Genomic DNA, 25,278 nt, shown 5'->3' on the forward strand with positions numbered 1-25,278 from the left:
CCCGCAATTTTAACGGTGAACATGCCCCCCTCCCCCGAGCCCACTTACTCCCGTGGCCTGGTCTGGTTCCGCCGCGATCTGCGTGCCCACGACCAGGCGGCCCTGTACCACGCGCTGACGCGCTGCGAGCAGGTGTTCTGCGCCTTCGTCTTTGATAAGGACATCCTCGATGCCCTGCCCCGCGCCGACCGGCGGGTGGAGTTCATCCGGGAGTCGCTGGTGGAGCTAGATGAAACCCTGCGCGCACTTTCGGGGCATGAAAGGGGAGGCCTCATCGTGTGGCACGCGGTGGCCAGCGATGCCATTCCGGCACTGGCTAACGCCCTGGACGTGCAGGCGGTCTTTGCCAACCACGATGACGAACCCCAGGCGCTGGACCGCGACCGCTTGGTGCGCACGCGCCTGGCGGCTGCAGGCAAGGCCTTCCACACGTTCAAGGACCATACCCTGCTCGAGCGCAGCGAAGTGCTGACGCAGACCGGCAACCCGTACAGCGTGTTCACACCGTACAAGAATGCATGGCTCAAGAAGATCGATGTGTTCCAGCTCAAGAGCTATCCGGTGGAGCGCCACGCCCACCACTTGGCGGCGCGCCCAGAGGCTCATTGCCAGCCTGTGCCCACCTTGCAGGACCTCGGGTTTGAGCCCACAGCGCTATCCCAGCTGCGCCTGCCCACCGGCGCCCAGGGCGCACAGCAGTTATTCGACGATTTTCTCGGCCGCATCGAGCGGTATGAGGACACGCGCAACTTTCCGGCAGTAAAAGGGCCCAGCTACCTGAGCGTGCACCTGCGGTTTGGCACCATCTCGCCGCGCTTGCTCGCGCGCACGGCGCACCGCCTGATGCTGGAGGGCAACCCGGGCGCCACGACCTGGCTCAGTGAGCTGATCTGGCGGGACTTCTACTTCCAGATCCTGCACCACCACCCGCATGTGGTGGGCCAGAGCTTCAAGCCGGCCTACGACGCCATTGCCTGGGAGACCGGCCCCGAGGCCGATGCCCTGTTTGCCGCCTGGTGCGAGGGCCGCACCGGCTACCCGCTGGTGGATGCCGCCATGGCGCAGATCAACCAGACGGGCTACATGCACAACCGCCTACGCATGGTGGTGGCCAGCTTTCTGGTGAAAGACCTGGGCATCGACTGGCGGCGCGGCGAGGCCTACTTTGCCACGCACCTCAATGACTTCGACCTGGCCGCCAACAACGGCGGCTGGCAGTGGGCCAGCTCCAGCGGGTGTGATGCCCAGCCCTATTTCCGCATCTTCAACCCGGTCAGCCAGAGCGAGAAGTTCGACCCGGAAGGCAAGTTCATCCGCCGTTACCTACCCCAGCTCGCAGCGCTCCCCACCAAGGCACTCCACGCCCCCTGGCTGGCGCGCCCGCTGGAGTTGCAGGAAGCGGGCGTGCGCCTGGGAGACACCTATCCCTTACCCGTGGTGGAGCACGATGCCGCACGGCAACGCACGTTGGAGCGGTATGCCGTGGTGAAGACGGCTGCAGGGTGACAACACACGGACCCACAGACTCAAGCAGGTCGCCGAGGGCTAGCGATGCGCGGTGGGCGGCGGGTCGTCCGGCGGGGGTTCCTCCGGCGCCATCTGCATGCTCTCACCGCCCAACGAGGCCCCGGCGGCCAGCCGCAGCCGCAAGCGCACATCGGTGCGGTTGTCCGCGTTGGCGATGGCTTCTTCGGGCGATATCGCACCGGCCTCCACCATGCCCAGCAGCGACTGGTCAAAGCTCCACATGCCCTGCTCGCCACTGCGGGTGATGGCGGTCTTGAGTTCGTCGATCTGCCCCTTCTGGATCAGCTCGGCCACATAGGGCGTCAGCAGCATGATCTCGGTGGCGGGCACCAGATGGCCTGCAAGCCCCTGGACCAGCCGCTGCGCAATCACGGCGCGCAGGTTGAGCGACAGGTCCATGAGCAGTTGGCGGTGCGCATCCTCGGGGAAGAAATTCACGATGCGCTGCACGGCCTGGTTGGCGTTGTTGGCGTGCAGGGTGGACACACACAGGTGGCCGGATTCGGCGTAGTGCAGCGCATGCTGCATGGTGGCCCGGTCGCGGATCTCGCCAATCATGATCACGTTGGGCGCCTCGCGCATGGCGCGGCGCAGCGCCTCGTCGTAGGACAAGGTATCGAGCCCCACCTCGCGTTGCGTCACCAGGGATTTTTTGTGGCTGTGCAGGTATTCGATGGGGTCTTCCACCGTGAGGATGTGCCCGCCGGTGTGCGTGTTGCGATGGTCCAGCAGTGCCGCCAGCGTGGTGGTCTTGCCGGAGCCTGCCGAGCCCACCGTCAACACCAAGCCCCCTTTGAGAAACGCCAGCCGCTGGAGCACGGGCGGCAACCCCAGTTCTTCCAGCGTGGGAATCCGCGCAATCACATGGCGAATCACCATGCCAACCTGCCCGCGCTGCATGTGCACATTCACCCGAAAGCGCTCACCATCGGCGGTCTGCAGCGAGAGGTCACATTCCATCGTGGCCTCAAACTCCTTGCGCTGGGCCTCCCGCAGGATGGAATAGGCCATTTGCCGCACATCGTCGGCTGAGAGCACTTGCTGCGCAATGGGGATGAAGGCGCCCTGCCGCTTGATGGTGGGCGCAGCACCGGCCATCAGAAAAAGGTCCGAAGCGCGCTCGCGCGCCACCAGGGCCAAGCAAGCCAGCAGCCGGGGATCGGGGGGCGGGGATGGTGTCAGCGGGTTCATCACGGAGACTCGGTCCGCCGTGTCCTTGCACAGGACACAAGCGATGGTGATGAATGAGCACTCCCGACCCAGGCTGACTCGCAGGGTCGGGAGTGGGCCTGCATGGTGTCAGGCCTCGGCCGCTGCGGCGATGCGGGCGTAGTGCTGAATCAAGCTCAGCAGCTCTTCGTCCGAATACGGCTTGCCCAGGTAGTGGTTCACGCCCAGCTCCATTGCATGCTCGCGGTGCTTTTCAGCAATGCGCGAAGTGATCATGATGATGGGCAGATCACGCAAGGCACCGTCTGCACGGATGTTGCGCGCCAGATCGAAGCCGTCCATGCGCGGCATTTCAATGTCGGACAGAACCACCGTCGGACGCTCTTCCTGCAGACGCTCCAGCGCCTGCAGACCATCTGCCGCCAGGGCCACACGGTAGCCTTCGCGCTGCAGCAGGCGCTGCGTGACGCGGCGCACCGTGATGGAGTCGTCCACCACCAGCACCAAAGGCACCTGGCTGGGGCCCGACAACTGCTGGGACACCACGGCTTTGCCCGTGCCGCCGGCAGCGGGGGCGTCGGGTGCTGGCGCCATATCGGCACTGGCTGCGCGCACCTGGTCGCCGTACACCGTGGCCAGGGCCACCGGGTTGTAGATCAGTACCACGGCACCCGAGGCCAGCACAGACATGCCCGCCAGACCTGGCAGACGGGACAACTGCGGCCCCAGGTTCTTCACCACGACTTCCTGGTTGCCCAGCACTTCGTCCACGTGCATGGCCACGCGCTGGGCAGCGCTTCGGAAGATCACCACCGGACGGGTCTTGCCCGCTGGCTCGGTGCTGCGGGTGGACGACTGCAGGAGGGCTCCCGACCAGAAGAACGGGATCTTCTCCATGCCGTCGTCAAACACACCGGTGCGATACGCCTCTGCAAGGTCGGGGGCCGAGGTGCGACGGACGATTTCGACCACGTTGGCCGGAACCCCGATCGCCAGATCGCCCGAGCGCAGCATCACCACCTGCGTCACCGCCGTGGTCAACGGCAGCACCATGCGGAACGCAGCGCCCTTGCCGGCCTCGGTGGTGGTCTCTATGCGGCCGCCAAGCGCGTTGATTTCGGCACGCACCACGTCCATGCCGATGCCACGACCTGCCAGGCCCGTGACCTCCGAGGCCGTCGAGAAGCCCGGCATGAAGATCAGGTTGGCGGCGTCAGCATCGCTCAGCTCCACGCCAGGTTCCACGATGCCCTGGGACAGGGCCTTTTCGCGGATGCGCGGCAGGTTCAGGCCTGCGCCGTCATCACGGAACTCGACAGACACGTCGTTGCCTTCGTGGTGCAGATCCACCGTAATGGTGCCCGACGCCGGCTTGCCAGCCGCCATGCGGACCTCCGGCTCTTCGATGCCGTGGGCCACGCAATTGCGCAGCAAGTGCTCGAAGGCGGGTGTCATGCGGTCCAGCACGCCACGGTCCATTTCAATGGAGCCGCCGGTGATGTCCAGCTTGATCTGTTTGCCGGTTTCCTTGGAGGCCTGGCGCACTACGGCGTACAGGCGTTCGGCAATGCCTTCGAACTCCACCATGCGGGTGCGCAGCAGATCGCGCTGCAACTCACGCGCCTGGCGGCCCTGGGCGATCAGGTCGTCTTCGGCGCCTTCCATGGCGCGTTGCAGATTGCGCTGCACCGTGGCCACGTCGTTGACCGACTCGGCCATCATGCGGGTCAACTCCTGCACCCGGGTGAAGCGGTCGAACTCCAGCGGATCGAAGCCTGCCGCAGAGTCCTTGGACAGCGCCAGGCGCGACTGCATCTGCGACTCGGCTTGCACCTCGATGTCGCGCAATTGCTGGCGCAAGCGGTCCAGGTTGCCCGACAGATCGGTGAGCGAGCTGCGGAACTGGCCCAGGCGCGCGTCGAGGCGTGAACGGCTGATCATCACCTCGCCCGCCTGGTTGACCAGGCGGTCCAGCAGCTGTGCACGCACGCGCACCGACTGGTTGGCCGCCACCCGCAGGGGCGCCAGTTGCGAGGGTCCGGGCAGACGCACGGCCGGGGCCGTCATCGCCACTGGCTTGGCAGACGGTGCGGCCGCCGACGGTAAGGAGGCCTCCGCCACATCCGCCACGCTGGCGCGGGCGGCAGGCACGGCTTCCACTGGCAGGGCCACCACATCGTCCGAGGGAGCCTGGCCAATGGCACGCAGCGCCTCGAAGTTGGCTTGCAGACCGTCGAAACTACCTTGCAGCGGCTCGATCTGGTCGGCCGTGACGTTTTCCGCGTCGAGTTGTTCGATCGCAGATTCCAGCCGGTGGGCCATTTCGCCCAGGCGCATCGCACCGGCCAGTCGTGAACTGCCCTTGAGCGTGTGCAAGGCTCGCAACACTTCGCTGCGGGCGCTGAGGTTGTCGGGTCGCGAGGCCCACTGGCGCAGCGCACCACCCAGCTGGGGCAACAACTCGGCCGCCTCTTCCTCGAAGATGGGGAACAGGTCGGGGTCGATGACGTCGATCGCATCGATATCGTCGTCCGCGTCCGGGATCGAGGCAATGGCATGCGCGATGGCATCATCAATGTGCTGATCATGGTCGTGGACGACCGCAGACAACGCGGGCGCCACATGGCCCACGGCAGGCGCGGACACGGGTTCGGGCACGGCTGGTGCAACTGGCTCAGGCTCGGCGACCGCTGCGGCCGCCTGCGCCACCGGCTCTGGTGCCAATTCGGCAGCGGCAGCTTCGGACGCTTCCTGCTCGGCGGCGTCGAGGTAGGCCTGCGCATCCTCTTCGGGCGGAGACTGGGTGCTGACCACCTCGGTTTCCAGAATCTGGCGCAACTGGGCCAGCACTTCCGGGCTGGGCTCTTTGAGGAACCCGGCAGCGAACTGGTGCAGCAGGCGACGGATGTCTTCCGCCGCTGCCATGAAGGCGGACGCCTGTTCCTCGGTGCCCCCCGACTGCAACTGCACATGCTGCAGCGTGTGCTCCAGCACGCGGGCCATTTCGGACAATGCGGTGAAGCCTACCGTGGCCGAACTGCCCGCCAGCGAGTGCGACAAAGCCACAGCCGTGTCAGGCAGCGGCTCGTGCAGCTCCAGCGCCCATTCCTGCAAGCAGGTCACCAGGCGACGAGACCATTCATCGGCCTCATTCAGGTACACGTTGTACAGCGGGATGCCAATGCGCAGCGTGTCGATGACCTTGACGGCATCGTCGCTGCCGCCTTCTTCCTGCGGCAGGGCATCGAGCAGATTCGCCACGTCTTGCGCGGACCCTGCCTCAGCGAGGTCGTCTGGCAAGGCTTCGGGACTTGCCTCGGCAACGCCCTCGGAGGCAGGTGCCTGCAGTGAAGCAGCCTCGGCAGACTCGGCCTCCAGCAGCTTCTCCAGCTCGGCCACATCCAGCGCTTCCAACCCGTCCGAAGGAACGCTGGCCTCCGTGACCACCCCGGTTTCCGGTTCGGGCGCGTCGAGCACCAGGTCTTCCGGTAGCAGGAATTCGTCGCCCAGAGCGTCTGCAGGGACTTCCAGCGGCGCGTCGACGGGCTCTGCGTGAGCCATTGCTGGCGCTGGCATCTCGGCCGACACAGGTTCCAGATCGGGCAGCTCAAGGTCGAGCACGAAGTCTGCGCTGGACGGATCCACCGCCGGTGCAGGTTCAGAAGCGGAATCGCTCAGTGCTGCGGTGAACACGGAGAAGTCGATCTCCTCGGCCACCTCTGGCGCAGCGCTGGCGGCTTCGGCAGGCTGTTCGGGCACATGGTCCGAGATCTCGGTGGCCTGGAAGTCCGGCACCGCCAGTTCGTCTTCGAGCGTATCGGCAGGAAGGGCCACCGCCGCCATGGTCGGCTCCGGTGCGGGCTCCTCTGCAACGTCTGCCACTGCCGAGGCCAGAACGGGCTCCACGGCGGCAGCGCCACCAGCCGCCATGGCCAGCGGCACCAATGTGCCGTCCAGACGCATGGCGTCGGCAGATCGACGGAAGGACTCGGGGTCCCAGCCCGTCGCCCGGCCTGCAGCGATGTCATCGGCCCAGCTGCTGAAGGCATGCAGGGCATCGGTCGACAACTGCAGCAAGCTGGGCTGCATGGGCTTTTGTTCGGCAAGCCAGACGTTGAGCACCTGCTCCATCGACCACGCGGCTTCGCCAAAGTCGTTCAGCCCCACCATGCGCGAACTGCCCTTGAGCGTATGGAACGCACGACGCAGTGTGGTCTGCTCGCTCAGGTCACCGGGCTCGCCCCGCAGCTGCTCGATGGCAGCCAGGCCGTTCACCACCACTTCGCGCGCCTCTTCGAGGAACACGTCGAGCAGTTCGTCTTCCACATCGGGCACTGCGGCGGGCGCAGCGGCGGGCACCGGGGACGCCGCCTCGGCTGGCGCAGGGGCCACCACGGCAGGGGCCGGAACGTCAAAAGAAATGTCCGGGGCCAGGCCGGCGGGCTCAGCCGCCACGCCAGCATCGGCCGCAGGGGCCGAATCAAAATCAGGGAACGGCGCAAAGTCCGTGGGCTCGCTGGCAGGCTCCTGCACAGGGAACCGGGGAATCACGTCGGGCACCACGGTGGCTGAACGCTCTTCCAGCTTGGCGGGCGCTTCTTCCACCGCATCGGAGGCGCGCGCACGGGTCTTGCCCATGAGGATGCGCAACTCGCCCAGATCTTCGTCGTAGACGAAAAGCTTGCGCGCCATGGTGCGCTGGTAGCTCAGCATGTCGATCAGGAAGCCCAAGGCTCCCAGGCTGTTGCCCAGCTTTTCAAATGCGCCCTGGCGTTCTTCTTCGGGCACTTCATTGATCAGCAGACGCTCCACCGTGTCGCGCATGCGAACCACGGCCAGCGACGCCTGGTCCAACCCCAGCACCGACAGCACGCCACGCATTTGCGCTAGATGCCCTGGCACGGTCGCCAGCACAGCGGTGTCCTTGGGGTTTCGGAAAAACTGGTCCATGGCCTTTTCGGCCTCGCCCAGGGTCACGCGGAGTTCGTCAACCACGCTGCCCATGGTCTGGTTGTCGCTGACCCGGCGGTACAGCTCTTCCATCCATTGTTCGAGCGGTTCGGGCTCGGCACCTGCCGTGACCGCGTCCAGACGCTCTGCGAGACGGCTGGCGCGGGCTTCCATCTGCTCGTCCGCCGTGTCCAGCTCTTCAAAAGCCGCTTGCAGATACAGCACCGAGGTGGCCACTTCCATGGCCAACGCGGGCGATGGAGGCTCACCCGATCGGGTGGTGGAATCAAGGGCACGCGTCAGCGCCTGCGCCAAGTTCTCACTGCCGGGGTGGAGCTTGCGCAGCGAATCGCACACCAGACTGAACTGGTCTGCCGCTGGCTTGAGTTTGTTGCGGTCACCGCCCGCCAGGGCGGACCAGGTTTCCGTGGCCGAAGCAATGCGCTTGCGCGCCTGGGCCAGCACCGCCGGGTCAAAACGGCCAAAGCGGGCGGTCTCGTAGTCCACCGGCTTGAACCGGTCCAACGCAAAAGCTTGGCGAACCGCCCGCAGCGAGGGCGCAGCGTCATCCGGGAGATCTGCCACCCGCGCCTGCGAGCAGAAGAACAGCAGATCCTGCACCAGCCGGTCGGCAATCGTCGGATCACCCTTGGCCAGGGTGGCGTACTGCATGAGCACACGGGACGCCACGCGCTTCACGTACACATCCGGCGGCAGGAGCCCCGAGCCAAAGGCGTCGAAGAAGCCCGCGCAGATTTTCCAGAACGCGCGCGCTTGCCGATCCGTCTGGGCAGCCACAAAACCCAGGCAGGTGTCGCGCAAGCTGAGGGCGGCCTTCAGATCCCCCGACTTGACGATGCGCAGCACCGCAGCATCCAGCCGCGCACGCGCCTCGGGACCATAAGGCAACGGAGGCAGCGACACCGCGCCTTCAGGTTCGCGGAAACGGCGTTCCACCGGCCACAGGTCTGCGGGGTGAACACGATCAGCGCCCGCCAGGGCCTGGGCATCGCGGTATTGCGGAAACAGCGCCACCGGCGACACGGCTTTGCCGGCCAGCACGGTTTCCAGGTATTCGATCAGTGCAAAACTGGCACGCTCGATGACGGCGGCAGCGTCATCGCTGCAGGTCTCGGGGCGCTGCACAAACTTCTGCACCGCCGATTCCATGGACCGCAGCACCAGTGCGGGCGGGCCCATGCCCACCATTTCCAGCGCGCCGCAGGCCTGGTGCAACTGCTGGCGTGCAATGCGCAAGGGGCCAGCGTCCAGCGCCGCCAGATCGGACTCGCGTGCTACCTCGGCATCACGCACAAAGCGACGCATCGCCTTGACGGCACCGTCCAGCGATTTGCGCAGCTCGTCAAGCACCCAAGCCAAAGGACCCAGGTCCTGATCTCCCTGGGTCCCGTCGGCGGCCGGTGCATTGTTGACATCAATAGATGACATGGATTCGTCCCCGGCTGCAATGAGCCAGCTGGTTGATGACTAACTGCTGCGTCAGGCGATCTTGAACCGTGCCACCGATTGGCGCAGTTCTTCGGCCATGTGCGAAAGCTCGCGCACCTGCTGCGCAGTCGTGCGGGTACCTTCACCCGTCTGTTCGGTCACCGCAAAAATGTGCTGGATGTTGTCGGCCACTTCGTTGGCCAGAACAGCTTCCCGGGAAGTCGAAGACGAAATCTGCTCAATCAGTTCAGCCAGACGACGCGACACACGGTCGATTTCGGTCAGTGCGGTACCGGCGCTGTCGGACAGCCGAGCCCCTTCCACTACACCCTGCGTGGAGCGCTCCATAGCGGCCACGGCGTCCTGGGTGTCGGTCTGAATGGCTTTCACCAGCGCCGAGATCTGGCGCGTAGCGTCTGCGGAGCGTTCAGCGAGGCGCTGCACTTCTTCCGCCACCACCGAGAAGCCGCGACCGGCTTCACCGGCAGACGCGGCCTGAATGGCGGCGTTCAGAGCCAGCACGTTCGTCTGCTCGGTAATGTCAGAAATCAGCTCGGTGATTTCACCGATCTCCTGCGACGATTCGCCCAGGCGTTTGATCCGCTTGGAAGTGTCCTGGATCTGGTCGCGGATGGAGTTCATACCGCCGATAGCGTTCTGCACGGCCTGCAGACCCGAGTCCGCAGCTTGCAGCGACTGACGGGCCACCGTAGCGGACTCTTGCGCCTGTGTGGACACCTCGTTGATTCGGGTCGCCATGTCCAGAACGGAGCGGCCGGTTTCGCGAATTTCGCGCAGCTGCTCGGTCGATGCCGCCAGCAGCTCGGTCGAGGTGTTGTCCACCTGAGCGGTCGTCTGCGCCACGCGGGTCGCCGTGTTCTGCACGCTGCCCACCAGCTGGCGCAGCTCTTCCACCGTGTAGTTCACCGAGTCAGCAATAGCGCCAGTGATGTCTTCCGTCACCGTGGCTTCTTGCGTCAAGTCACCTTCAGCAACCGACTGCAGCTCGTTCATCAAACGCAAAATGGCGGCCTGGTTGGCGTCGTTGACGCGCTTGGCTTCCTGCTCTTGGCGCTTGGCGTCGCGTTGCTGGTTTTCAGCAGCTGCCTGACGGCCACGGCTGTCCAGCAGCTGAACGCGCGAAATACCGATACCGCACAGCAGCACGAACAAGCCTGCCAGCGCCAGAGCGGCGAACTGGCCTGCGCCCAGACCGGTCTGGGCGGACAGCTTGCTCTGCAGGCCTTCCAGCTGGCGGCGCAAGGGTTCGCTGTCGGCAATGATGGCGGACTGCGCTTCGCGGGCAGACACCAGACCTTGCAGGTTGCCCAGAATGGCGCTGGCCTGGGTACGGGTCTGTTCGTACAGCTTGATCAGCGCTTCCAATTGCTCGCGGGTCTGCGCGTCCTTGGTGGCCGACAGGCGCAATTCGGGGCTGCCTTCCAGCAGGCCTTGTGCAATTTCCTTGAAGGAGTTCAAGTCCTTGCCCAGCAGGAACACGGCCTCGGGGCTCACGCCTTCCATGGTCTGGAACTCGTTGGCAGACTTGCCGATCCGCTGGGTCAACATCACCAGCTGGCCTGCGGCAGAGATTTCGGCCGCAGGAGCGTTTTGTTGCAGCTTGAGCGACGACACCGTTTCAGCGATTTCCAGCAGGTCGGACGACTGGCGGTTGATGGTGCGCAGAGCGTCACCCACCTGCGTCAGGATCTTTTGCTGGCCCATCACCACGCTGGCATTGCGCTCTGCGCGCTCCATCAGGGGGTTGACGGCGTCCAGATCGGGCTTGAAAGGTTCGCCCAGCGACTGCACACCCAGCTCGTTGTCACCCGCATTCAGGGCGCGCACGTTGCGGGCCAACACGCCCGAGCTTTCCACCACGTCCGGGAACGCCTGTGGACTACCCACCAGCGCCTGCGACACCGACTTGGCGAGACGTTGCGACTGCATCAGCGACTGGCCGGTAGCCGCCAGTTGCTGCGCGGAACGGTCGGCCTGCTGCAGCACCCAACCGGCGATCAGTGCCAGCACCACCACCCCTACGGCCAGCAAGGCCAGCAGTCGGCGCTGATGGCCCGCGGCAGTCGAGCGGCCCAGCAAGGGCAGGCTGATGAGGTCTTCTTCCGCTTCGGGCGCGGTCAGTTCCGGCGTGTAGCCGTCGGGATCGCCCTGGACGCTGTTCATGGCTTCGGCCTGGTAGGAGTCGCGCAGTTGCGAGCCATCCAGGGCTCCCGTGGCCAGGAGGTCCTGCCCATCGTCGGTCGCGCCGGTGGCTGCGCCGGTATCAGGCGTGGCGGGTTTCCGGTTGAACAGTTTTCCAAATTGATTGACGACGGACATGGTGCAGCCTTACAGAAAAACTCAAGCACTGATGCTCAGGAAAGCGGGATGTTGGGACAGGATCTGCAAGTTCAGCTCCTGCCAGCGTGTGCCACTGGAATCGATATAGGTGGTGCCGAAGAAGCTGGGCGAATCCTCGGCCGGCGGTTCGGACGACACAAACGCGTCCGTGCCGCGCAGCCCGGCCAGGCGGTCCACCAGCAGGGCGGCATTGACGTCGAGCGCGGCGTTGAACGCGAGCAGGCTGGCCTCGGACAAGGCTTGCTCGGTGCGCGGTACGGTGGAACCGAGCAAACCCGCCAGGTCCACCACCCCCACCAGGCCACCGCGCAGGTTGGCCACGCCCAGAAACCAGCTCTGGGTGTAAGGCACGGCCTGCACCGACACCCAGGGGAAGATCTCCCCGGACTGCCCCAGGGGGAGCAAATAGAAATTCCCGGCGGACTCTACAGCCAGCCAGGAGGACACGGACGTACCTTCGGACCTTGCAGCCTGCAAGCGGCTGGCAAGTCGGGTCTGGAGCTCCCGTAGGGCTTCGCGGTTTGCCATGAGCGCGCCGCTGCCTCAGTTCAGAGCGTCGATTTTGGCCTGCAGCTCTGCGGGGTCCACCGGCTTGGTGATGTAGCCGCGCGCACCTTGGCGCATGCCCCAGACACGGTCGGTTTCCTGGTTCTTGCTGGTGCACATGATGATGGGCACATCAGCGTAAAGAGGGTCGCGGGTAATGGCACGCGTGAGCTGGAAGCCGTTTTGGCCGGGCATCACCACATCCATCAGGATGAGGTCGGGCTTTTCTTCGGCCAGACGGCGAAATGCCTCTTCGGCATTTTCTGCAGTACGGACTTGCATGCCTTTTTTCTGAAGCAGGTCCGTCAAAAACATCAACTCGGTCTTCGAGTCGTCGACGACCAATACTTTCTGAATGGGCATTAGAGGGCTCCTTGTTGGGAATTGCCAAACTGCTGCACGGCCTGCAACAGCTGGTCTTTGGTAAACGGCTTGGTGAGATATTCCTGGCAGCCGACCATGCGCCCGCGCGCCTTGTCGAACACACCGTCCTTGGAGGACAGCATGACCACCGGGGTATCCGCAAAACGGGCGTTGCGCTTGATGATGGCGCAGGTCTGGTACCCGTCGAGCTTGGGCATGAGGATGTCGCAGAAAATCAGCTGAGGCTGGTAATCGTTGACCTTGGCCAAAGCATCAAAGCCGTCGTCGGCCAACAAGACTTCGTGCCCCCCCTGCTTGAGAAAAATCTCGGCGCTTCGACGGATGGTGTTGCTGTCATCCACCACGAGCACTTTGAAAGATGCGCCTGTTGTAGTCAATTGTCACTGCTCCCGATGGAGAAAATAAACAACGCAGCAGCGAATGGTGCTGGAGCGCCTCAGATCTGGACCATCTCGAAATCTTCCTTGCGGGCGCCACATTCTGGGCAGGTCCAGTTCATGGGGACCTGATCCCAGGGCGTGCCGGGTGCAATGCCGTGCTCGGGAGACCCCGCCGCTTCGTCATAAATCCAGCCGCAAATCAAACACATCCAAGTTTTAAAGTCGGTCACAGCTTAAAGGGCCTTCACATAGAATGCAACGATTGTATCTAGCGATTTCCGCGGCCTGCAGCTTCCGTGCCACCCCTCCAGCAGGATCTGGTCCATGACCACCAAAGCCTCCCTTCCCCCCTCTGAAATCCCAGATATTGACGACGATGACGCGGAGGAAGCGAGCCCGGCCTGTGTGCTGGTCTTCAACGCCAGCGACCCCAGTGGAGCGGGCGGACTGACCGCCGACATCACCACCATCGCCTCCGTCGGCGGACACCCGATCGCCGTGGTCACCGGGGCCTACGCCCGCGACACGGCTCAGATTTTTGACCACTTCAGCTTCGACGACGAGGCGGTGTCCGAGCAGGCGCGGGCCGTGCTGGAAGACCTGCCCGTGCAGGCGATCAAGGTCGGCTTTGTCGGCAGCCCCGAGAACATCAGCACCATTGCAGAGATCACGACCGACTACGACGAAGTCCCCGTGATCGCCTACATGCCCAACCTGTCCTGGTGGCGCGACGAGCTGATTGACGAGTACCTCGACGCCTTCCGCGAGCTGCTGCTGCCCCAGACCTCGGTGTTGGTTGGAAACCACAGCACCCTGTGGCGCTGGCTGCTGCCGGACTGGGCGGGCGAGCGCAGCCCCACCGCCCGTGACATTGCCCGTGCCGCCTCCGAGATGGGCGTGCCTTACACCTTGGTCACTGGCATCCCGCTGCCCGAGCAGTTTGTCGAGAACGTGCTGGCCTCGCCCCAGACCGTGCTGGGCAGTGGCAAGTTTGAGCTGTTCGATGCCACCTTCTCCGGAGCGGGCGACACCCTCTCGGCAGCCCTCACCGCCTTGGTGGGCAGCGGCAACGATCTGGGCGAAGCCACCAGCGAAGCACTGGGCTATCTGGACCGCTGCCTGGATGCAGGCTTTCGCCCCGGCATGGGGCACATCGTGCCCGACCGCATGTTCTGGGCGCAGCCCGAGGACGACGAGACCGGCGGCGACGAAGAAGAACCCACGATTGACGAAACACAGGCCCTGGAGGGTTTTGTGATGCCACCCCATGACACCAAGCACTGATCTCAATATCCCCCTGTTCGAACGCGCCAAGGCGCTGATCCCCGGCGGCGTGAACTCGCCCGTGCGGGCTTTCAAGGCGGTGGGCGGAACGCCCCGGTTTGTGAAACGCGCACAAGGCGCCTACTTCTGGGATGCCAACGACCAGCGCTTCATCGACTACATCGGCTCCTGGGGCCCGATGATCCTGGGCCACGGCCACCCGGCGGTGCTGGAGGCCGTGCAGAAGGCCGCGCTCGAAGGCTTCAGTTTTGGCGCACCCACCGAGCGCGAAGTGGAGCTGGCCGAAGAGATCCTGAGCCTGGTCCCTTCGATGGAGATGATCCGCCTAGTCAGCTCGGGTACCGAAGCGGGCATGAGCGCCATTCGCCTTGCGCGCGGCGCCACGGGTCGCAGCAAGTTCATCAAGTTTGAGGGCTGCTACCACGGCCATGCCGACTCGCTGCTGGTCAAGGCCGGCTCGGGCCTGGCCACGTTTGGCAATGCCACCAGCGCCGGTGTGCCGCCCGAAGTGGTGCAGCACACCATCGTGCTCGAATACAACAACATCCCGCAGCTCGAAGAAGCCTTTGCCCTGCACGGCAAGGAGCTGGCCTGCGTGATGATCGAACCCATTGCGGGCAACATGAACCTGGTGCGCGCCAGCGTGCCCTTCATGAAACGCTGCCGTGAGCTGTGCACCGAGTACGGTGCGCTGCTGGTGCTCGACGAAGTGATGACGGGCTTCCGCGTGGCCCTGGGCAGCGCCCAAAGCGTGTACGCCAAGAGCATCCCCGGTTTCCAACCCGACCTTACCGTGCTGGGCAAGGTGATTGGCGGCGGGATGCCGCTGGCGGCGTTTGGCGGGCCGCGCGCCATCATGGAACATCTCGCGCCACTGGGCGGCGTGTACCAGGCGGGCACGCTGTCGGGCAACCCGGTGGCCACGGCCTGCGGGCTGGCCACGCTGCGCGAGATCCAAAAGCCCGACTTTTTCGATGCGCTGTCGGCCCGCACCCGCTCGCTGGTCGATGGACTACAAGCGGCCGCCGATGCTGAAGGCGTGCCGTTCTGCGGCGACTGCGAGGGCGGCATGTTCGGCTTTTTCCTGCTTCCCGAGCTGCCGCAAAACTACGCCCAGGTGCTCAAGACCGACAGCGCGCGCTTCAACCAGCTGTTCCACGGTCTGCTGGACCGGGGCATCTACATTGCACCGGCCCTGTACGAAGCCGGTTTTGTAAGCGCTGCCCACACTGCCGACGACGTGGCAGCCACTGTGACTGCAGCGCGTGAAGTGTTCAAGACGCTCTCAAAATAATAGCTGTCTGCGCATATTGCACTAGCGCTTCCTGCCTATTTGGCACTGAATGGCCCTCACGAGGGCCATTTTTCATGGCGACGAGGCTTGTGGCGGACAGTCACAGCAGTCCGCGCAGTTCACGGGCGGCCTCCTGCAGCAACGGCAGCATGTCGCGCTGCAAGCTGCCCTCGTCCATCTGCTTGGGCGATGCCACCACGTTGAGCGCCGCCACGGTGTGGCCCTGCAGGTTGCGCAGCGGCACGGCCAGCGCGTGCACGCCCAACTCGTGCTCCTCCACCGCCAGGCAATAGTCGTCGCGCCGCACCTTGGTGATCACCTGCCGCAGCGGGCCCACCTGCGTGATCGTCTGCGGCGTGAGGCGGTGCAGGGGCCGGTTCTTGAGCCAGGCCGTCAGCTCCGCCGGGGGCAGCGCCGCCAGCAACACCCGCCCGGTGGACGTGGGGTGGGCCGGCAGCCGCGCGCCCAGGTGCAAGCCATAGGCCAGCACCCGCGCCGGCGCGCCATACACGCCGCTGCGCGCCACGATCACCACCTCATCCCCGTCCAGCACCACCGCCGAAAACGACTGCTGGGTCAGCGCGGCCAGCCGGTTCAGCGTGGGCTGCAGCACGCGCGGCAGCCGTGCCGACGCAAGGTAGCTGCCCGAAAACCGCAGCACCTTGGGAGCCAGCCAGAAGTAGCTGCCATCCGTCTCCAGGTACCCGAGGTGCGCCAGCGTCAGCAGGTGCCGCCGCGCCGCCGCGCGCGTAAGGCCCGTGCGTTGTGCCGCCAGGGTGGCGTTCAGGCGCTGGCGCTCGGTGTCAAAACTTTCCAGCACGGCCATGCCCTTGGCCATGCCTTCAATGAAATCTGCCTTGGCGATGGGGGTGGAAGCCATGGGCGGTGGTGTGTGCAGTGCAGGTGGATGGACCCGGGGCGCAAGGGCTGGCGGAGCCCCGCAGCAGCTCGGAGCGATGACGGCCAGGGTTGCCAACTCCAGCCACCCCGGAGACTGCGCGATCATCGCACAAAACATCCACTGATCGCACGCAATCGGTAGCGCCGGATATCGCTTTGATCTGGATCAACCTACGCTCAAGGCCATTGGTTTTCGGCATCTCCCCAGCTTCCACATCCCTTTCCAAGAGGTTTCCCATGCGCACCCAGGTTGCCATCATTGGTGCCGGCCCCGCCGGCCTGCTGCTCGGTCAGTTGCTCCACAAGTCTGGCGTTGACGCCGTCATCATCGAGCAGCGCAGCCCCGACTACGTGCTCGGCCGCATCCGCGCCGGGGTGCTGGAGAAGGTCTGCATGGACCTGCTGGACCAGGCAGGCGTGAGCGCCCGCGCCCATGCCGAGGGCCTGCCCCACGATGGCATCGAGCTGCTGTTCAAGGGCCAGCGCCACCGCATCGACCTGCACGAGTTGACCGGCGGCAGCCGCGTGACGGTGTACGGCCAGACCGAAGTGACCCGCGACCTGATGGATGCGCGCGCAGCGGCGGGCCTGATCACCGTGTACGACGCACAGAATGTGCAAGTGCACGACTTTGATGGCCAGCAACCGCGCGTGACGTACGAGAAGGACGGCCAGACCCACGAGCTGGCCTGTGACTTCATCGCGGGCTGCGATGGCTACCACGGTGTGTGCCGCGCCAGTGCGCCAGCCAACCTGCTCAAAACCTATGAGCGCGTGTACCCCTTTGGATGGCTGGGCGTGCTGGCCGATGTACCGCCCGTGTCGCACGAACTGATCTACGCCAACACCGAGCGCGGCTTTGCACTGTGCAGCATGCGCAGCGCCACGCGCAGCCGCTACTACGTGCAGGTGCCCACGACTGACAAAGTCGAGAACTGGACCATCGACCAGTTCTGGACCGAGCTGGGCAACCGCCTGGACCCCGAGGCCCGCGCCAACCTGGTGACCGGTCCGGCGCTGGAGATGAGCATCGCCCCGCTGCGCAGCTTTGTGGCCGAGCCCATGCGCTTTGGCCGGATGTTCCTGGCCGGTGATGCCGCCCACATCGTGCCCCCCACCGGCGCCAAGGGCCTGAACCTGGCCGCCAGCGACGTGGGCTATCTGTGGACCGCACTGTCCGAGTTCTACAACGAGAAATCGTCCGTGGGCATCGACACCTACTCCGACCGCTGCCTGCGCCGCGTGTGGCGAGCCGAGCGTTTTTCGTGGTGGTTCACCTCGCTGATGCACCGCTTTCCAGAAACGGGCGAGTTCGGCCAGAAGATCCAGGAGGCGGAGCTGGACTACCTGGTGCACTCCCGTGCAGCCTCGGTGTCGCTGGCCGAGAACTATGTGGGCCTGCCGATGAACTTTGGGGCCTGAGCCCCGGCCGCCATCGCTTTCAGCGTGGCGCCGATGCGGCCTCCGAGGCCGACGCGCCGGGTGCTGCCGCAGCAGAGGACGGCACCGGCAGCGACACCAGCCACTGCGCCATCTCACGCGCCTGGGCTTCTGTGACTTGCGGGTGGCGGGGCATCACGGTGCGCCCCCACGCGCCCACACTGCCGTTGCGGATCTTGCCGGCCAGGTAATCGACGGCGTCGGCGCGGTCGCGGTACCGCGCTGCAATCTGCTGGAACGAAGGGCCTACGTAGTGGCGCTCCATGCCATGGCAGCGCAGGCAATCGGATGCTTCCACCAGGCGAAGTCCGGCCGATGCGGAGGGCGGTGAAGCAGCGCTGCCTTGCCCGCCAGCACCCGACACGGGCTGCAACATGCGCCAGCCCAGGTTGAGCATGCCCAACACCACCAGCGCCATGAACACCATCAGGGCCCACCCCAGCCAGCGGGGCCGGGGTGGCGGGGTCTCATCGTCGCGGTGCATCATGCACGCGCACCGCTGCGGGCCCCGTCGCCATTCCCGTCATCTCAGTGGCGGAAGTGGCGCACGCCGCTGAAGACCATGGCTACGCCACGCTCGTTGGCCGCGTCGATCACTTCGTTGTCACGCATCGAACCGCCGGGCTGGATCACGCAGGTCGCGCCCGCATCGACCACCACGTCCAGACCGTCGCGGAAGGGGAAGAACGCATCGCTCGCCACCACGGTGCCTTGCAAGGTCAGGCCTGCGTGGCCTGCCTTGATGCTGGCGATGCGGGCCGAGTCCAGGCGGCTCATCTGGCCGGCGCCCACGCCCCTGGTCATGCCGCCCTTGCAGAACACGATGGCGTTGCTCTTGACGTACTTGGCGACCTTCCAGGCGAACAGCAGGTCTTCCATCTCTTCGAGCGTGGGCTGCTTCTTGGTCACGACCTTGAGGTCGATGAGAGACAGCTCGTGGTTGTCGGCCGTCTGCAGCAGCAGGCCCGAGCCGATGCGCTTGGCGTCCATGGCATTGCGGCCGCGCTCCCAGTCGGTCTTGCCACCGTGGGCGGGCAGCGCGATCTTGAGCAGGCGCACATTGGCCTTGGCCTTGAAGATTTCCAGCGCATCGGCGGTGAAGTCGGGGGCCATCAGCACTTCGACAAACTGCTTGCTGACCTGCGCTGCGGCGGCGCCGTCCACCACGCGGTTGAACGCGATGATGCCGCCGAAAGCGCTGGTGGGGTCGGTCTGGAAGGCCTTGCTGTAAGCGCTCAGCGCATCCAGGCCCACGGCCACGCCGCAGGGGTTGGCGTGCTTGACGATCACGCAGGCGGCGGCTTCAAAGCTCTTCACGCATTCCCACGCGGCATCAGCGTCGGCGATGTTGTTGTAGCTCAGCTCCTTGCCCTGCAGCTGCACGCCGGTGACCAGCGAGCCGGGCGCAGGGTGCAGGTCGCGGTACAGCGCGGCCTGCTGGTGGCTGTTTTCGCCATAGCGCAGGTCCTGCACCTTGGTGAAGATGCCGTTGCTCTGGCCGGGGAACTGGGTGCGCGTGGGCACGTAGGTTTCCGACAGCTTGTCTTCTTCGAACGTGACGGACGAGAGGTAGTCGCTGATGGCGCCGTCGTACTGGGCGATGCGATTGAACGCGGCCACCGACAGCGCAAAGCGCAGCTTGTCGCTCAACTTGCCACCGGCCTTCAGTTCGGCCAGCACGGCGTCGTACTGGTCGGCCGACGTGATCACGCCCACGTCCTTCCAGTTCTTGGCGGCGCTGCGCACCATGGCGGGGCCGCCGATGTCGATGTTCTCGATGGCGTCGGCCAGTGTGCAGCCAGCCTTGGCCACGGTGGCTTCAAAGGGATACAGGTTGACCACCAGCAGGTCGATGGTGTCGATGCCGTGTTCCTTCAGCGCAGCCATGTGTTCTGGCAGCTCGCGGCGGGCCAGCAGCCCGCCGTGCACCTTGGGGTGCAACGTCTTCACGCGGCCGTCCAGCATTTCGGGGAATTGCGTGACCTCAGCCACTTCGGTCACGGGCAGGCCCTTGTCGGCCAGCAGCTTGGCGGTGCCGCCGGTGGACAGCAGCTTGATGCCCAGCGCGTGCAGCGCTTGCGCGAATTCGACGATGCCGGTCTTGTCAGAAACGGAGAGGAGTGCGTTCATGGTGGTGGTGCGGAGGTTTTGAATAAAAACGGGCTGTAGCGCTAGTGCATCATGCACTGGCAGCTATTAATTTAGTAGTTGTATGTCTTGTAGAGCAGTCAGAGGCTGAGAGTTTTTTGGCCGCGCCCGAAAGGCGCGCGAAAACGCTTCGGATCTAGGCGCAAAGCACAGCCATAGCTCGGGCTATGGCGAGCATTTGGAACGACGAGCCGGAGTGTTTTGGCGTGCATGGCGGGTTCGGACAAGAGACTCTCAGTCTCTTAGAGCAGCTTGTGCTCGACCAGCTTCTTGCGCAGTGTGTTGCGGTTCAGGCCCAGCCATTCGGCGGCGCGCGACTGGTTGTTGTCGGCCTGCTGCATCACGACTTCCAGCAGCGGCCTTTCGACCACACGCACCAGCATGTCGTACATGCCATCGGGCGTCTCGCCGCCCAGGTCGCGAAAGTAGCCCTGCAGACTCTCGCGCACGCATTCTTCTATGTGTTTCTTGCTCATGCAGCCAATCCCTCTTGTTCTTCTGTGTCGGCATCCACGTCGGTGGCGGCAGGCAACCGGTCCATCTGCTGGCCCAGGGCGTCCAGGTAGTCAGCCACGGCCTGCCACTGCGTGGTGCAGTCTTCGATCGTATTGATGTGTGCCCGCAGGGCCTCGCCGCCGGGCAGCGCGCGCAGGTACCAGGCAATGTGCTTGCGCGCACTGCGCACCCCGGTCAGCTCGCCGTACAGGCTGTAGTGGTCTTGCAGGTGGTCCAGAAGCAGTCGGCGCACCTCGGCCACCAGCGGTGGCGCCAGGTGTTCGCCCGTGGCCAGAAAGTGGCCGATCTCGCGGAAGATCCACGGTCGGCCCTGGGCGGCACGGCCGATCATGATCGCGTCGGCGCCGGTGGCGGCCAGCACGTCGCGCGCCTTTTCGGGCGAGGTGATGTCGCCGTTGGCGACCACGGGCACTTTCACCGCCGCCTTGACGGCTGCGATGGTGTCGTACTCGGCTTGACCTTTGTAGCCCTGCTCGCGTGTGCGGCCGTGCACCGTGAGCATCTGGATGCCCACGGCCTCGAACTGGCGCGCAAGCTGCACAGCGTTCTTGTGCTCCTGGCACCAGCCGGTGCGCATCTTCAGCGTGACGGGCACGTTGTAGGGAGCGCAGGCCTCGACCACGGCAGCGGCAATCTCCACCGCCAGGGCTTCGTTCTGCATCAGCGCAGAGCCCGCCCATTTGTTGCAGACCTTCTTGGCCGGACAGCCCATGTTGATGTCGATGATCTGCGCGCCGCGCTCCACGTTGTAGACCGCTGCTTCGGCCATCATCGGCGCATCGGTGCCGGCAATCTGCACGGCAATGGGCCCCGGCTCCCCTTCATGGTTGGCCCGGCGCGAGGTCTTGAGGCTGTTCCACAAGTCCTTGCGCGAGGTCACCATCTCACTCACCGCATAGCCTGCCCCTAGCGCCTTGCACAGCTGGCGGAACGGCCGGTCGGTGACGCCCGCCATCGGGGCGACGAACAACCGGTTCGCCAAAGGAATGTGGCCGATTTGCATGGGCGGGGTAGGAAGCGGGGAGGCAGCAAAAGATGCTGAAAAAGGAGGCGGGATTGTACCTGCTCAAAATTTCAGCAACTGAAATGGGGTGCACGCGCTTTCTATCTGCGGCCAAGGCTCCATTGACGGACCGCTATGGGCCTGCGCCCTCTAACCTCCCCCTGAGGTCAGGTGCCCCGGGGACAGAGCCTCACTTCACCGTGCGGCGAGATCGGTGTCTGCAGCCTGCGCGGGCGGCAGACCCCGCTGCGCGAAATGCCACCAGGCATCCGGCAGGTTGTCGAACTGGTGGCGCGCCATGAGCGCACGCAGCCACTGGCGGTTGTGCAACACATCGGGGGAAAAACCCGTGGCTCCCGCTGCGGCCTCGGATCGTGCAGCGCCCGCCGGGGTGCCCATGTCCACCGCTTGCCCGTCGGCCAGCGGCCCGCGCACCACCTTGTGGGCCTTGGTGCCATCCACCACCTGCACCTGCACCACCCAGCCCCCGCTGGCAGCGTTGCAGGTGGCCTGCAATGCCATCCCTTGGGACTGCAGCTCACGGCCAATACGCTCCAGCGCGGGCCTTGCGGTGGGCTCCTTGTCGCAGGGCGAGGTGGCCGTCTGCTCCCACGGCATGACCCCGCTTTGCAGTCCCGGGGTGGGCACCGCGGCCTGGGGGCTGTGCGCACACGCCGACAGCAGCAAGGCCACGGCCACGGACGACCAGCGGGTCGCTGGCGGCATGGCAGCGGTGGGATTCAAGCGGCGGGAAGTGGGCGTGGTGGGCAATGCCAGCATGGGCGACCTCCTGGGTGTGTCATTCAGGGCCAATGTGTTTTCACGATACAAAAGCCCTTCCAGCCCGGCCATGCGCCGATGGCGCGCGCCGCTGTAGGACAGCGCCCCCAGGGGCGAACGAAGCCCCGGCAGCCCCCTACACTCAGCCGCTATGGAAATCTGGATGCACCAGCTGCTCGAATGGCTGGCCCTGCCGCAGTTCGGACTGAGCACGGTCTTTGTGGTGTCGTTTGTCTCGGCCACGCTGCTGCCACTGGGCTCCGAGCCGGCCGTGTTTGGCCTGATCAAGCTCAACCCGGACCTCTTCTGGCCTGCCATCCTGGTCGCCACCGTGGGCAACACCCTGGGCGGTGGCGTGAGCTGGTGGATGGGCCTGGGGGCGCACAAGGCCGTGGACAAGGCGCGAGGCAATGCGACCGAGGTGCAGGCGTTGAACTGGCTCAAGCGCTTTGGCGCGCGCGCCTGCCTGCTGAGCTGGCTGCCGGTGGTGGGCGACCCGCTGTGCGCGGTGGCCGGCTGGCTCAAGCTGCCGTTCTGGCAATGCCTGGCCTACATGGCTGTGGGCAAGTTTCTGCGCTATCTGGCGATGACCAGCGTGCTGCTGTATTTCATGCCTGGTCATCTGGCGATTTAGGTTGTTGCCGGTCAGAGCCCTGCTGCAATGGGCTTTGGCAATGAACTCATGGTGGTTCGATGCCTCCGATGCGCAGGGCGCCTGGGGGCTTGTGCGCCCATGCGGGCGAGTCCCTACAAGAACGCGTGGCTGCTGGGAATCGACAAGTCCGACATCTGCGAGTCGCCCTTGGCAATCGGCTCCTCGACCACCACCTGGTTGCGCCCGCCCTCCTTGGCCATGTACATGGCGGTGTCTGCCCGCGAGAAGAACTCCAGCACCGACTCGCCCAGCACATACTGCGTCACGCCGATGGAGACCGTCACGCGGCCCTTGAGCAGGCCCGTCCAGGCGTGCGACTCCACCTGGGCCCGGATGCGCTCGCAGGTGTTGAGCGAGGGCAGCAGCGAGGTGGCCGGGAAGATCAGCAAGAACTCTTCCCCCCCATACCGCCCAAACACATCACCGCCACGCACGCCCTGCTGCGCAATGCGGGCAAAGGTGCGCAACACCTCGTCGCCTCCGAGGTGGCCCAGCTCGTCGTTGATGCGTTTGAAGTGGTCAATGTCCAGCACAGCCAGGCACAGCGGAATCCCGCTTTCATCGGCCAGCTGCTTTTGTTCTTCGAGCGCCGCCAGGATGTAGCGGCGGTTGAAGCAGCCCAGCAAGGTGTCGCGCTGCGCGTCTTCCTGGATGTTCTTGATCTTGCGGCTGGCCTGGTACAGGCTGCGGTACAGCCGCTGCACGCGGCCCATGAGGACGATGAACGCCGGCACCGATACGGCCAGTGCCAGCAGGTGCATCAGCTCCAGCCGCAACAGGGCGTCGTTGCCCTGCTCTGCATAGTGCGCAGCAATCACCGCCGCATAGGCGCACAACACAGCGGCCGTCAGCACCAGCAGCGTGCGCCGGGGCACGGTGAAGATGGCGTAGGCCACTGCCACGAACATGAACGGCGCCAGCAGGATCTGCGTGACCGGCTCCAGATAAAACACCACCAGCATGCCGCCGATGGCCGTGGTCACGATGCCCAGCTTGAGATGCCGCAGCCTGAGCTTGCGCTGCAAGCCCGACCGGAACACGGCACCGAAAACGGCAAAGCCCGCAGCCGTGAGGCCAGCCAGTACCCATAACACCTGAGCCCCCACCACGCCCAGGGCGTAAAACCCCGCCAGGGCCAGCGCGTACAGGCCAATCAGCCCTGCCACGGCCCACCACTTGGACGAAGCGCTGCGTTCGCCCCGGGGGCCAAAGCCGTCCAGTGCGCGCCGTCCAGGTCGGACGGCCACCGACGAAGAATCGTCGAACTCCAGCACGGCATCGGTCAACGGGAAGGCATCCGTCGCCGAAAACAGGTTTTTGCGTCCAAAAAGCATGTGGTGGCGGGCTCAGGCCTGAAAGAGAAAGGAAAGGTGGCGCAGCAACACACATGCGGCACCCGTCAGACAAATCGCAGGATCTTACGCGTGGCTGACAAAATCGATCTGCGCGTTTTCCAGTAGCCCAGGTGACAACCGCCCACCCGCAGGCGCGCTATGCGAGCACCGCCCGCTGGCGTGCCCACCAGCCCTCCACGCTGTACACCACCAAAGCCGCCCAGATCAGCACAAAGCCCACCAGACGCGCAGGCTGAAAGGCCTCGTTGTACACCCAGACGCCCAGTGCAAACTGCAGGCTGGGGGAGATGTATTGCAGGATACCCAGCGTGGACATGGGAATGCGCCGCGCGCCAGCGGCAAACAGCAGCAGAGGCACGGCGGTCATGGGCCCAGCCAAAAGCAACCAGCCCACGGTGGACGCATCCCCCTGCACCAGGGCCCCCTGCCCCTGCCAGCTCCACCACGCCAGCACCACGGCGGCCACCGGCGCCAGCATCAAGGTCTCCAGCGTGAGCCCCTCCAGAGCGCCCAGCACCGCCACCTTGCGCAACAGACCATAAAACCCGAAGGTCAGGGCCAGCACCAGCGCGATCCAGGGCAGGCGCCCTGCCTGCACGGCCAGCCACAGCACACCGGCCGCAGCCACTGCAACAGCCAGCCATTGGCCTGGCCGGGGGCGCTCGCGCAGGAACACGAAGCCCAGCGCCACATTCACCAGCGGCAAGATGAAATACCCCAGGCTCGCATCGACCACATGGTGGTTCTGCACGGCCCACACGTAAGTCAGCCAGTTGCCCGACAGCAGCACTGCCGACAGCGCAAAGGCCCCCAGCACACGCGGCTGGCGCACCACCGACGCCATCCACGCCCATTGCCTGCGCACCGCCAGCAGCCCCAGCACCACGGCCAGCGACCACAGCGTGCGGTGCATCACCACCTCCAGCGAGGGCACATCGGCCACCTGCTTGAAGTACAGCGGGAACAATCCCCAGGCGACATAGGCCAGGGCGGCGTAGAGGATTCCGGTATTCATACGCAAAAAACCCAGAACGGGTAAATGGGTGGACAGCCGCGGGATCGAACGCGGCATCGCCAGAAAAAATCCCTGCCAGCCCAAGGGCAGACAGGGATGGCGGGGAGCACGGCAGACCCAC

At 65.1% G+C, this 25,278-nt stretch carries 20 protein-coding genes; 5 read left to right on the forward strand and 15 right to left on the reverse strand.

All coding sequences use genetic code 11. The features are described 5' to 3' along the window. The first annotated feature begins 21 nt into the window (after positions 1–21). Positions 22–1,506: a cryptochrome/photolyase family protein gene (locus tag ACODSM_RS10055; protein ID WP_488805157.1), complete on the forward strand. Its 1,485-nt coding sequence runs from the start codon at positions 22–24 to the stop codon at positions 1,504–1,506. 39 nt (positions 1,507–1,545) lie between these two features. Here the strand turns inward: ACODSM_RS10055 and ACODSM_RS10060 are convergent, their stop codons facing one another. From ACODSM_RS10060 to ACODSM_RS10090, 7 genes are all read right to left on the reverse strand, one after another. Next, a complete protein-coding gene (locus ACODSM_RS10060; protein ID WP_488805158.1) occupies positions 1,546–2,718 on the reverse strand; it encodes a PilT/PilU family type 4a pilus ATPase in 1,173 nt (390 codons plus the stop codon). A 108-nt stretch (positions 2,719–2,826) separates the two neighbouring features. Next, a complete protein-coding gene (locus ACODSM_RS10065; protein ID WP_488805159.1) occupies positions 2,827–9,096 on the reverse strand; it encodes a hybrid sensor histidine kinase/response regulator in 6,270 nt (2,089 codons plus the stop codon). 51 nt (positions 9,097–9,147) lie between these two features. Continuing rightward, positions 9,148–11,436, reverse strand: coding sequence for a methyl-accepting chemotaxis protein (locus ACODSM_RS10070; RefSeq protein ID WP_056746880.1), 2,289 nt, complete (start codon positions 11,434–11,436; stop codon positions 9,148–9,150). 21 nt (positions 11,437–11,457) lie between these two features. Continuing rightward, complete coding sequence (locus ACODSM_RS10075; protein ID WP_209818234.1) at positions 11,458–11,985, reverse strand: chemotaxis protein CheW; 528 nt, start codon at positions 11,983–11,985, stop codon at positions 11,458–11,460. Between the two features lie 15 nt (positions 11,986–12,000). Beyond that, entirely contained in the window at positions 12,001–12,366 is a 366-nt protein-coding gene (locus tag ACODSM_RS10080; RefSeq protein WP_005796104.1) for a response regulator, read from the reverse strand. Then, positions 12,366–12,764, reverse strand: a complete 399-nt coding sequence (locus ACODSM_RS10085; RefSeq protein ID WP_060984016.1) for a response regulator — start codon at positions 12,762–12,764, stop codon at positions 12,366–12,368. Before ACODSM_RS10085 ends, ACODSM_RS10080 begins: the two co-directional genes overlap by 1 nt. 59 nt (positions 12,765–12,823) lie before the next feature. After that, positions 12,824–12,997, reverse strand: coding sequence for a rubredoxin (locus tag ACODSM_RS10090; protein WP_082753119.1), 174 nt, complete (start codon positions 12,995–12,997; stop codon positions 12,824–12,826). A 94-nt stretch (positions 12,998–13,091) separates the two neighbouring features. On the opposite strand from ACODSM_RS10090, the gene thiD reads away from it, so the two are divergent. Both thiD and hemL read left to right on the forward strand, forming a co-directional pair. Then, positions 13,092–14,051: a bifunctional hydroxymethylpyrimidine kinase/phosphomethylpyrimidine kinase gene (gene thiD, locus ACODSM_RS10095; protein WP_488805160.1), complete on the forward strand. Its 960-nt coding sequence runs from the start codon at positions 13,092–13,094 to the stop codon at positions 14,049–14,051. Beyond that, positions 14,035–15,345, forward strand: a complete 1,311-nt coding sequence (gene hemL, locus ACODSM_RS10100; protein WP_488805161.1) for a glutamate-1-semialdehyde 2,1-aminomutase — start codon at positions 14,035–14,037, stop codon at positions 15,343–15,345. The genes thiD and hemL overlap by 17 nt, the downstream gene beginning before the upstream one ends. Positions 15,346–15,445: 100 nt before the next feature. Here hemL and ACODSM_RS10105 read toward each other — a convergent pair whose 3' ends face one another. After that, positions 15,446–16,225, reverse strand: a complete 780-nt coding sequence (locus tag ACODSM_RS10105) for an IclR family transcriptional regulator domain-containing protein (RefSeq protein ID WP_488805162.1) — start codon at positions 16,223–16,225, stop codon at positions 15,446–15,448. 257 nt (positions 16,226–16,482) lie between these two features. Here ACODSM_RS10105 and pobA point away from each other — a divergent pair, with 257 nt between their 5' ends. Further along, positions 16,483–17,667, forward strand: a complete 1,185-nt coding sequence (gene pobA / locus ACODSM_RS10110) for a 4-hydroxybenzoate 3-monooxygenase (protein ID WP_488805163.1) — start codon at positions 16,483–16,485, stop codon at positions 17,665–17,667. A 19-nt stretch (positions 17,668–17,686) separates the two neighbouring features. Here the strand turns inward: pobA and ACODSM_RS10115 are convergent, their stop codons facing one another. From ACODSM_RS10115 to ACODSM_RS10135, 5 genes are all read right to left on the reverse strand, one after another. Then, positions 17,687–18,172 carry a c-type cytochrome gene (locus tag ACODSM_RS10115; RefSeq protein WP_488805164.1) on the reverse strand — a complete coding sequence of 162 codons (486 nt, stop codon included), beginning with the start codon at positions 18,170–18,172 and terminating at the stop codon, positions 17,687–17,689. Positions 18,173–18,213: 41 nt separating this feature from the next. After that, positions 18,214–19,815 (reverse strand): bifunctional phosphoribosylaminoimidazolecarboxamide formyltransferase/IMP cyclohydrolase, encoded by a 1,602-nt coding sequence (purH, locus tag ACODSM_RS10120; protein ID WP_488805165.1) that lies wholly within the window; start codon positions 19,813–19,815, stop codon positions 18,214–18,216. A 260-nt stretch (positions 19,816–20,075) separates the two neighbouring features. Continuing rightward, entirely contained in the window at positions 20,076–20,309 is a 234-nt protein-coding gene (locus ACODSM_RS10125; RefSeq protein ID WP_015015597.1) for a Fis family transcriptional regulator, read from the reverse strand. After that, positions 20,306–21,352, reverse strand: coding sequence for a tRNA dihydrouridine synthase DusB (dusB, locus tag ACODSM_RS10130; protein ID WP_488805166.1), 1,047 nt, complete (start codon positions 21,350–21,352; stop codon positions 20,306–20,308). The genes ACODSM_RS10125 and dusB overlap by 4 nt, the downstream gene beginning before the upstream one ends. Before the next feature lie 195 nt (positions 21,353–21,547). Beyond that, positions 21,548–22,132, reverse strand: a complete 585-nt coding sequence (locus tag ACODSM_RS10135) for a M15 family metallopeptidase (RefSeq protein ID WP_488805167.1) — start codon at positions 22,130–22,132, stop codon at positions 21,548–21,550. Between the two features lie 151 nt (positions 22,133–22,283). On the opposite strand from ACODSM_RS10135, the gene ACODSM_RS10140 reads away from it, so the two are divergent. After that, on the forward strand, positions 22,284–22,766 hold the full coding sequence (locus ACODSM_RS10140; protein WP_043565663.1) for a YqaA family protein: 483 nt from the start codon (positions 22,284–22,286) through the stop codon (positions 22,764–22,766). A 113-nt stretch (positions 22,767–22,879) separates the two neighbouring features. Here the strand turns inward: ACODSM_RS10140 and ACODSM_RS10145 are convergent, their stop codons facing one another. Both ACODSM_RS10145 and rarD read right to left on the reverse strand, forming a co-directional pair. After that, positions 22,880–24,121, reverse strand: a complete 1,242-nt coding sequence (locus ACODSM_RS10145; RefSeq protein WP_488805168.1) for a GGDEF domain-containing protein — start codon at positions 24,119–24,121, stop codon at positions 22,880–22,882. A 157-nt stretch (positions 24,122–24,278) separates the two neighbouring features. Further along, positions 24,279–25,157, reverse strand: a complete 879-nt coding sequence (gene rarD / locus ACODSM_RS10150) for an EamA family transporter RarD (protein ID WP_291443792.1) — start codon at positions 25,155–25,157, stop codon at positions 24,279–24,281. Between the last annotated feature and the right edge of the window lie 121 nt (positions 25,158–25,278).

The sequence above is a fragment of the Acidovorax sp. FG42 genome (genome assembly GCF_057809195.1).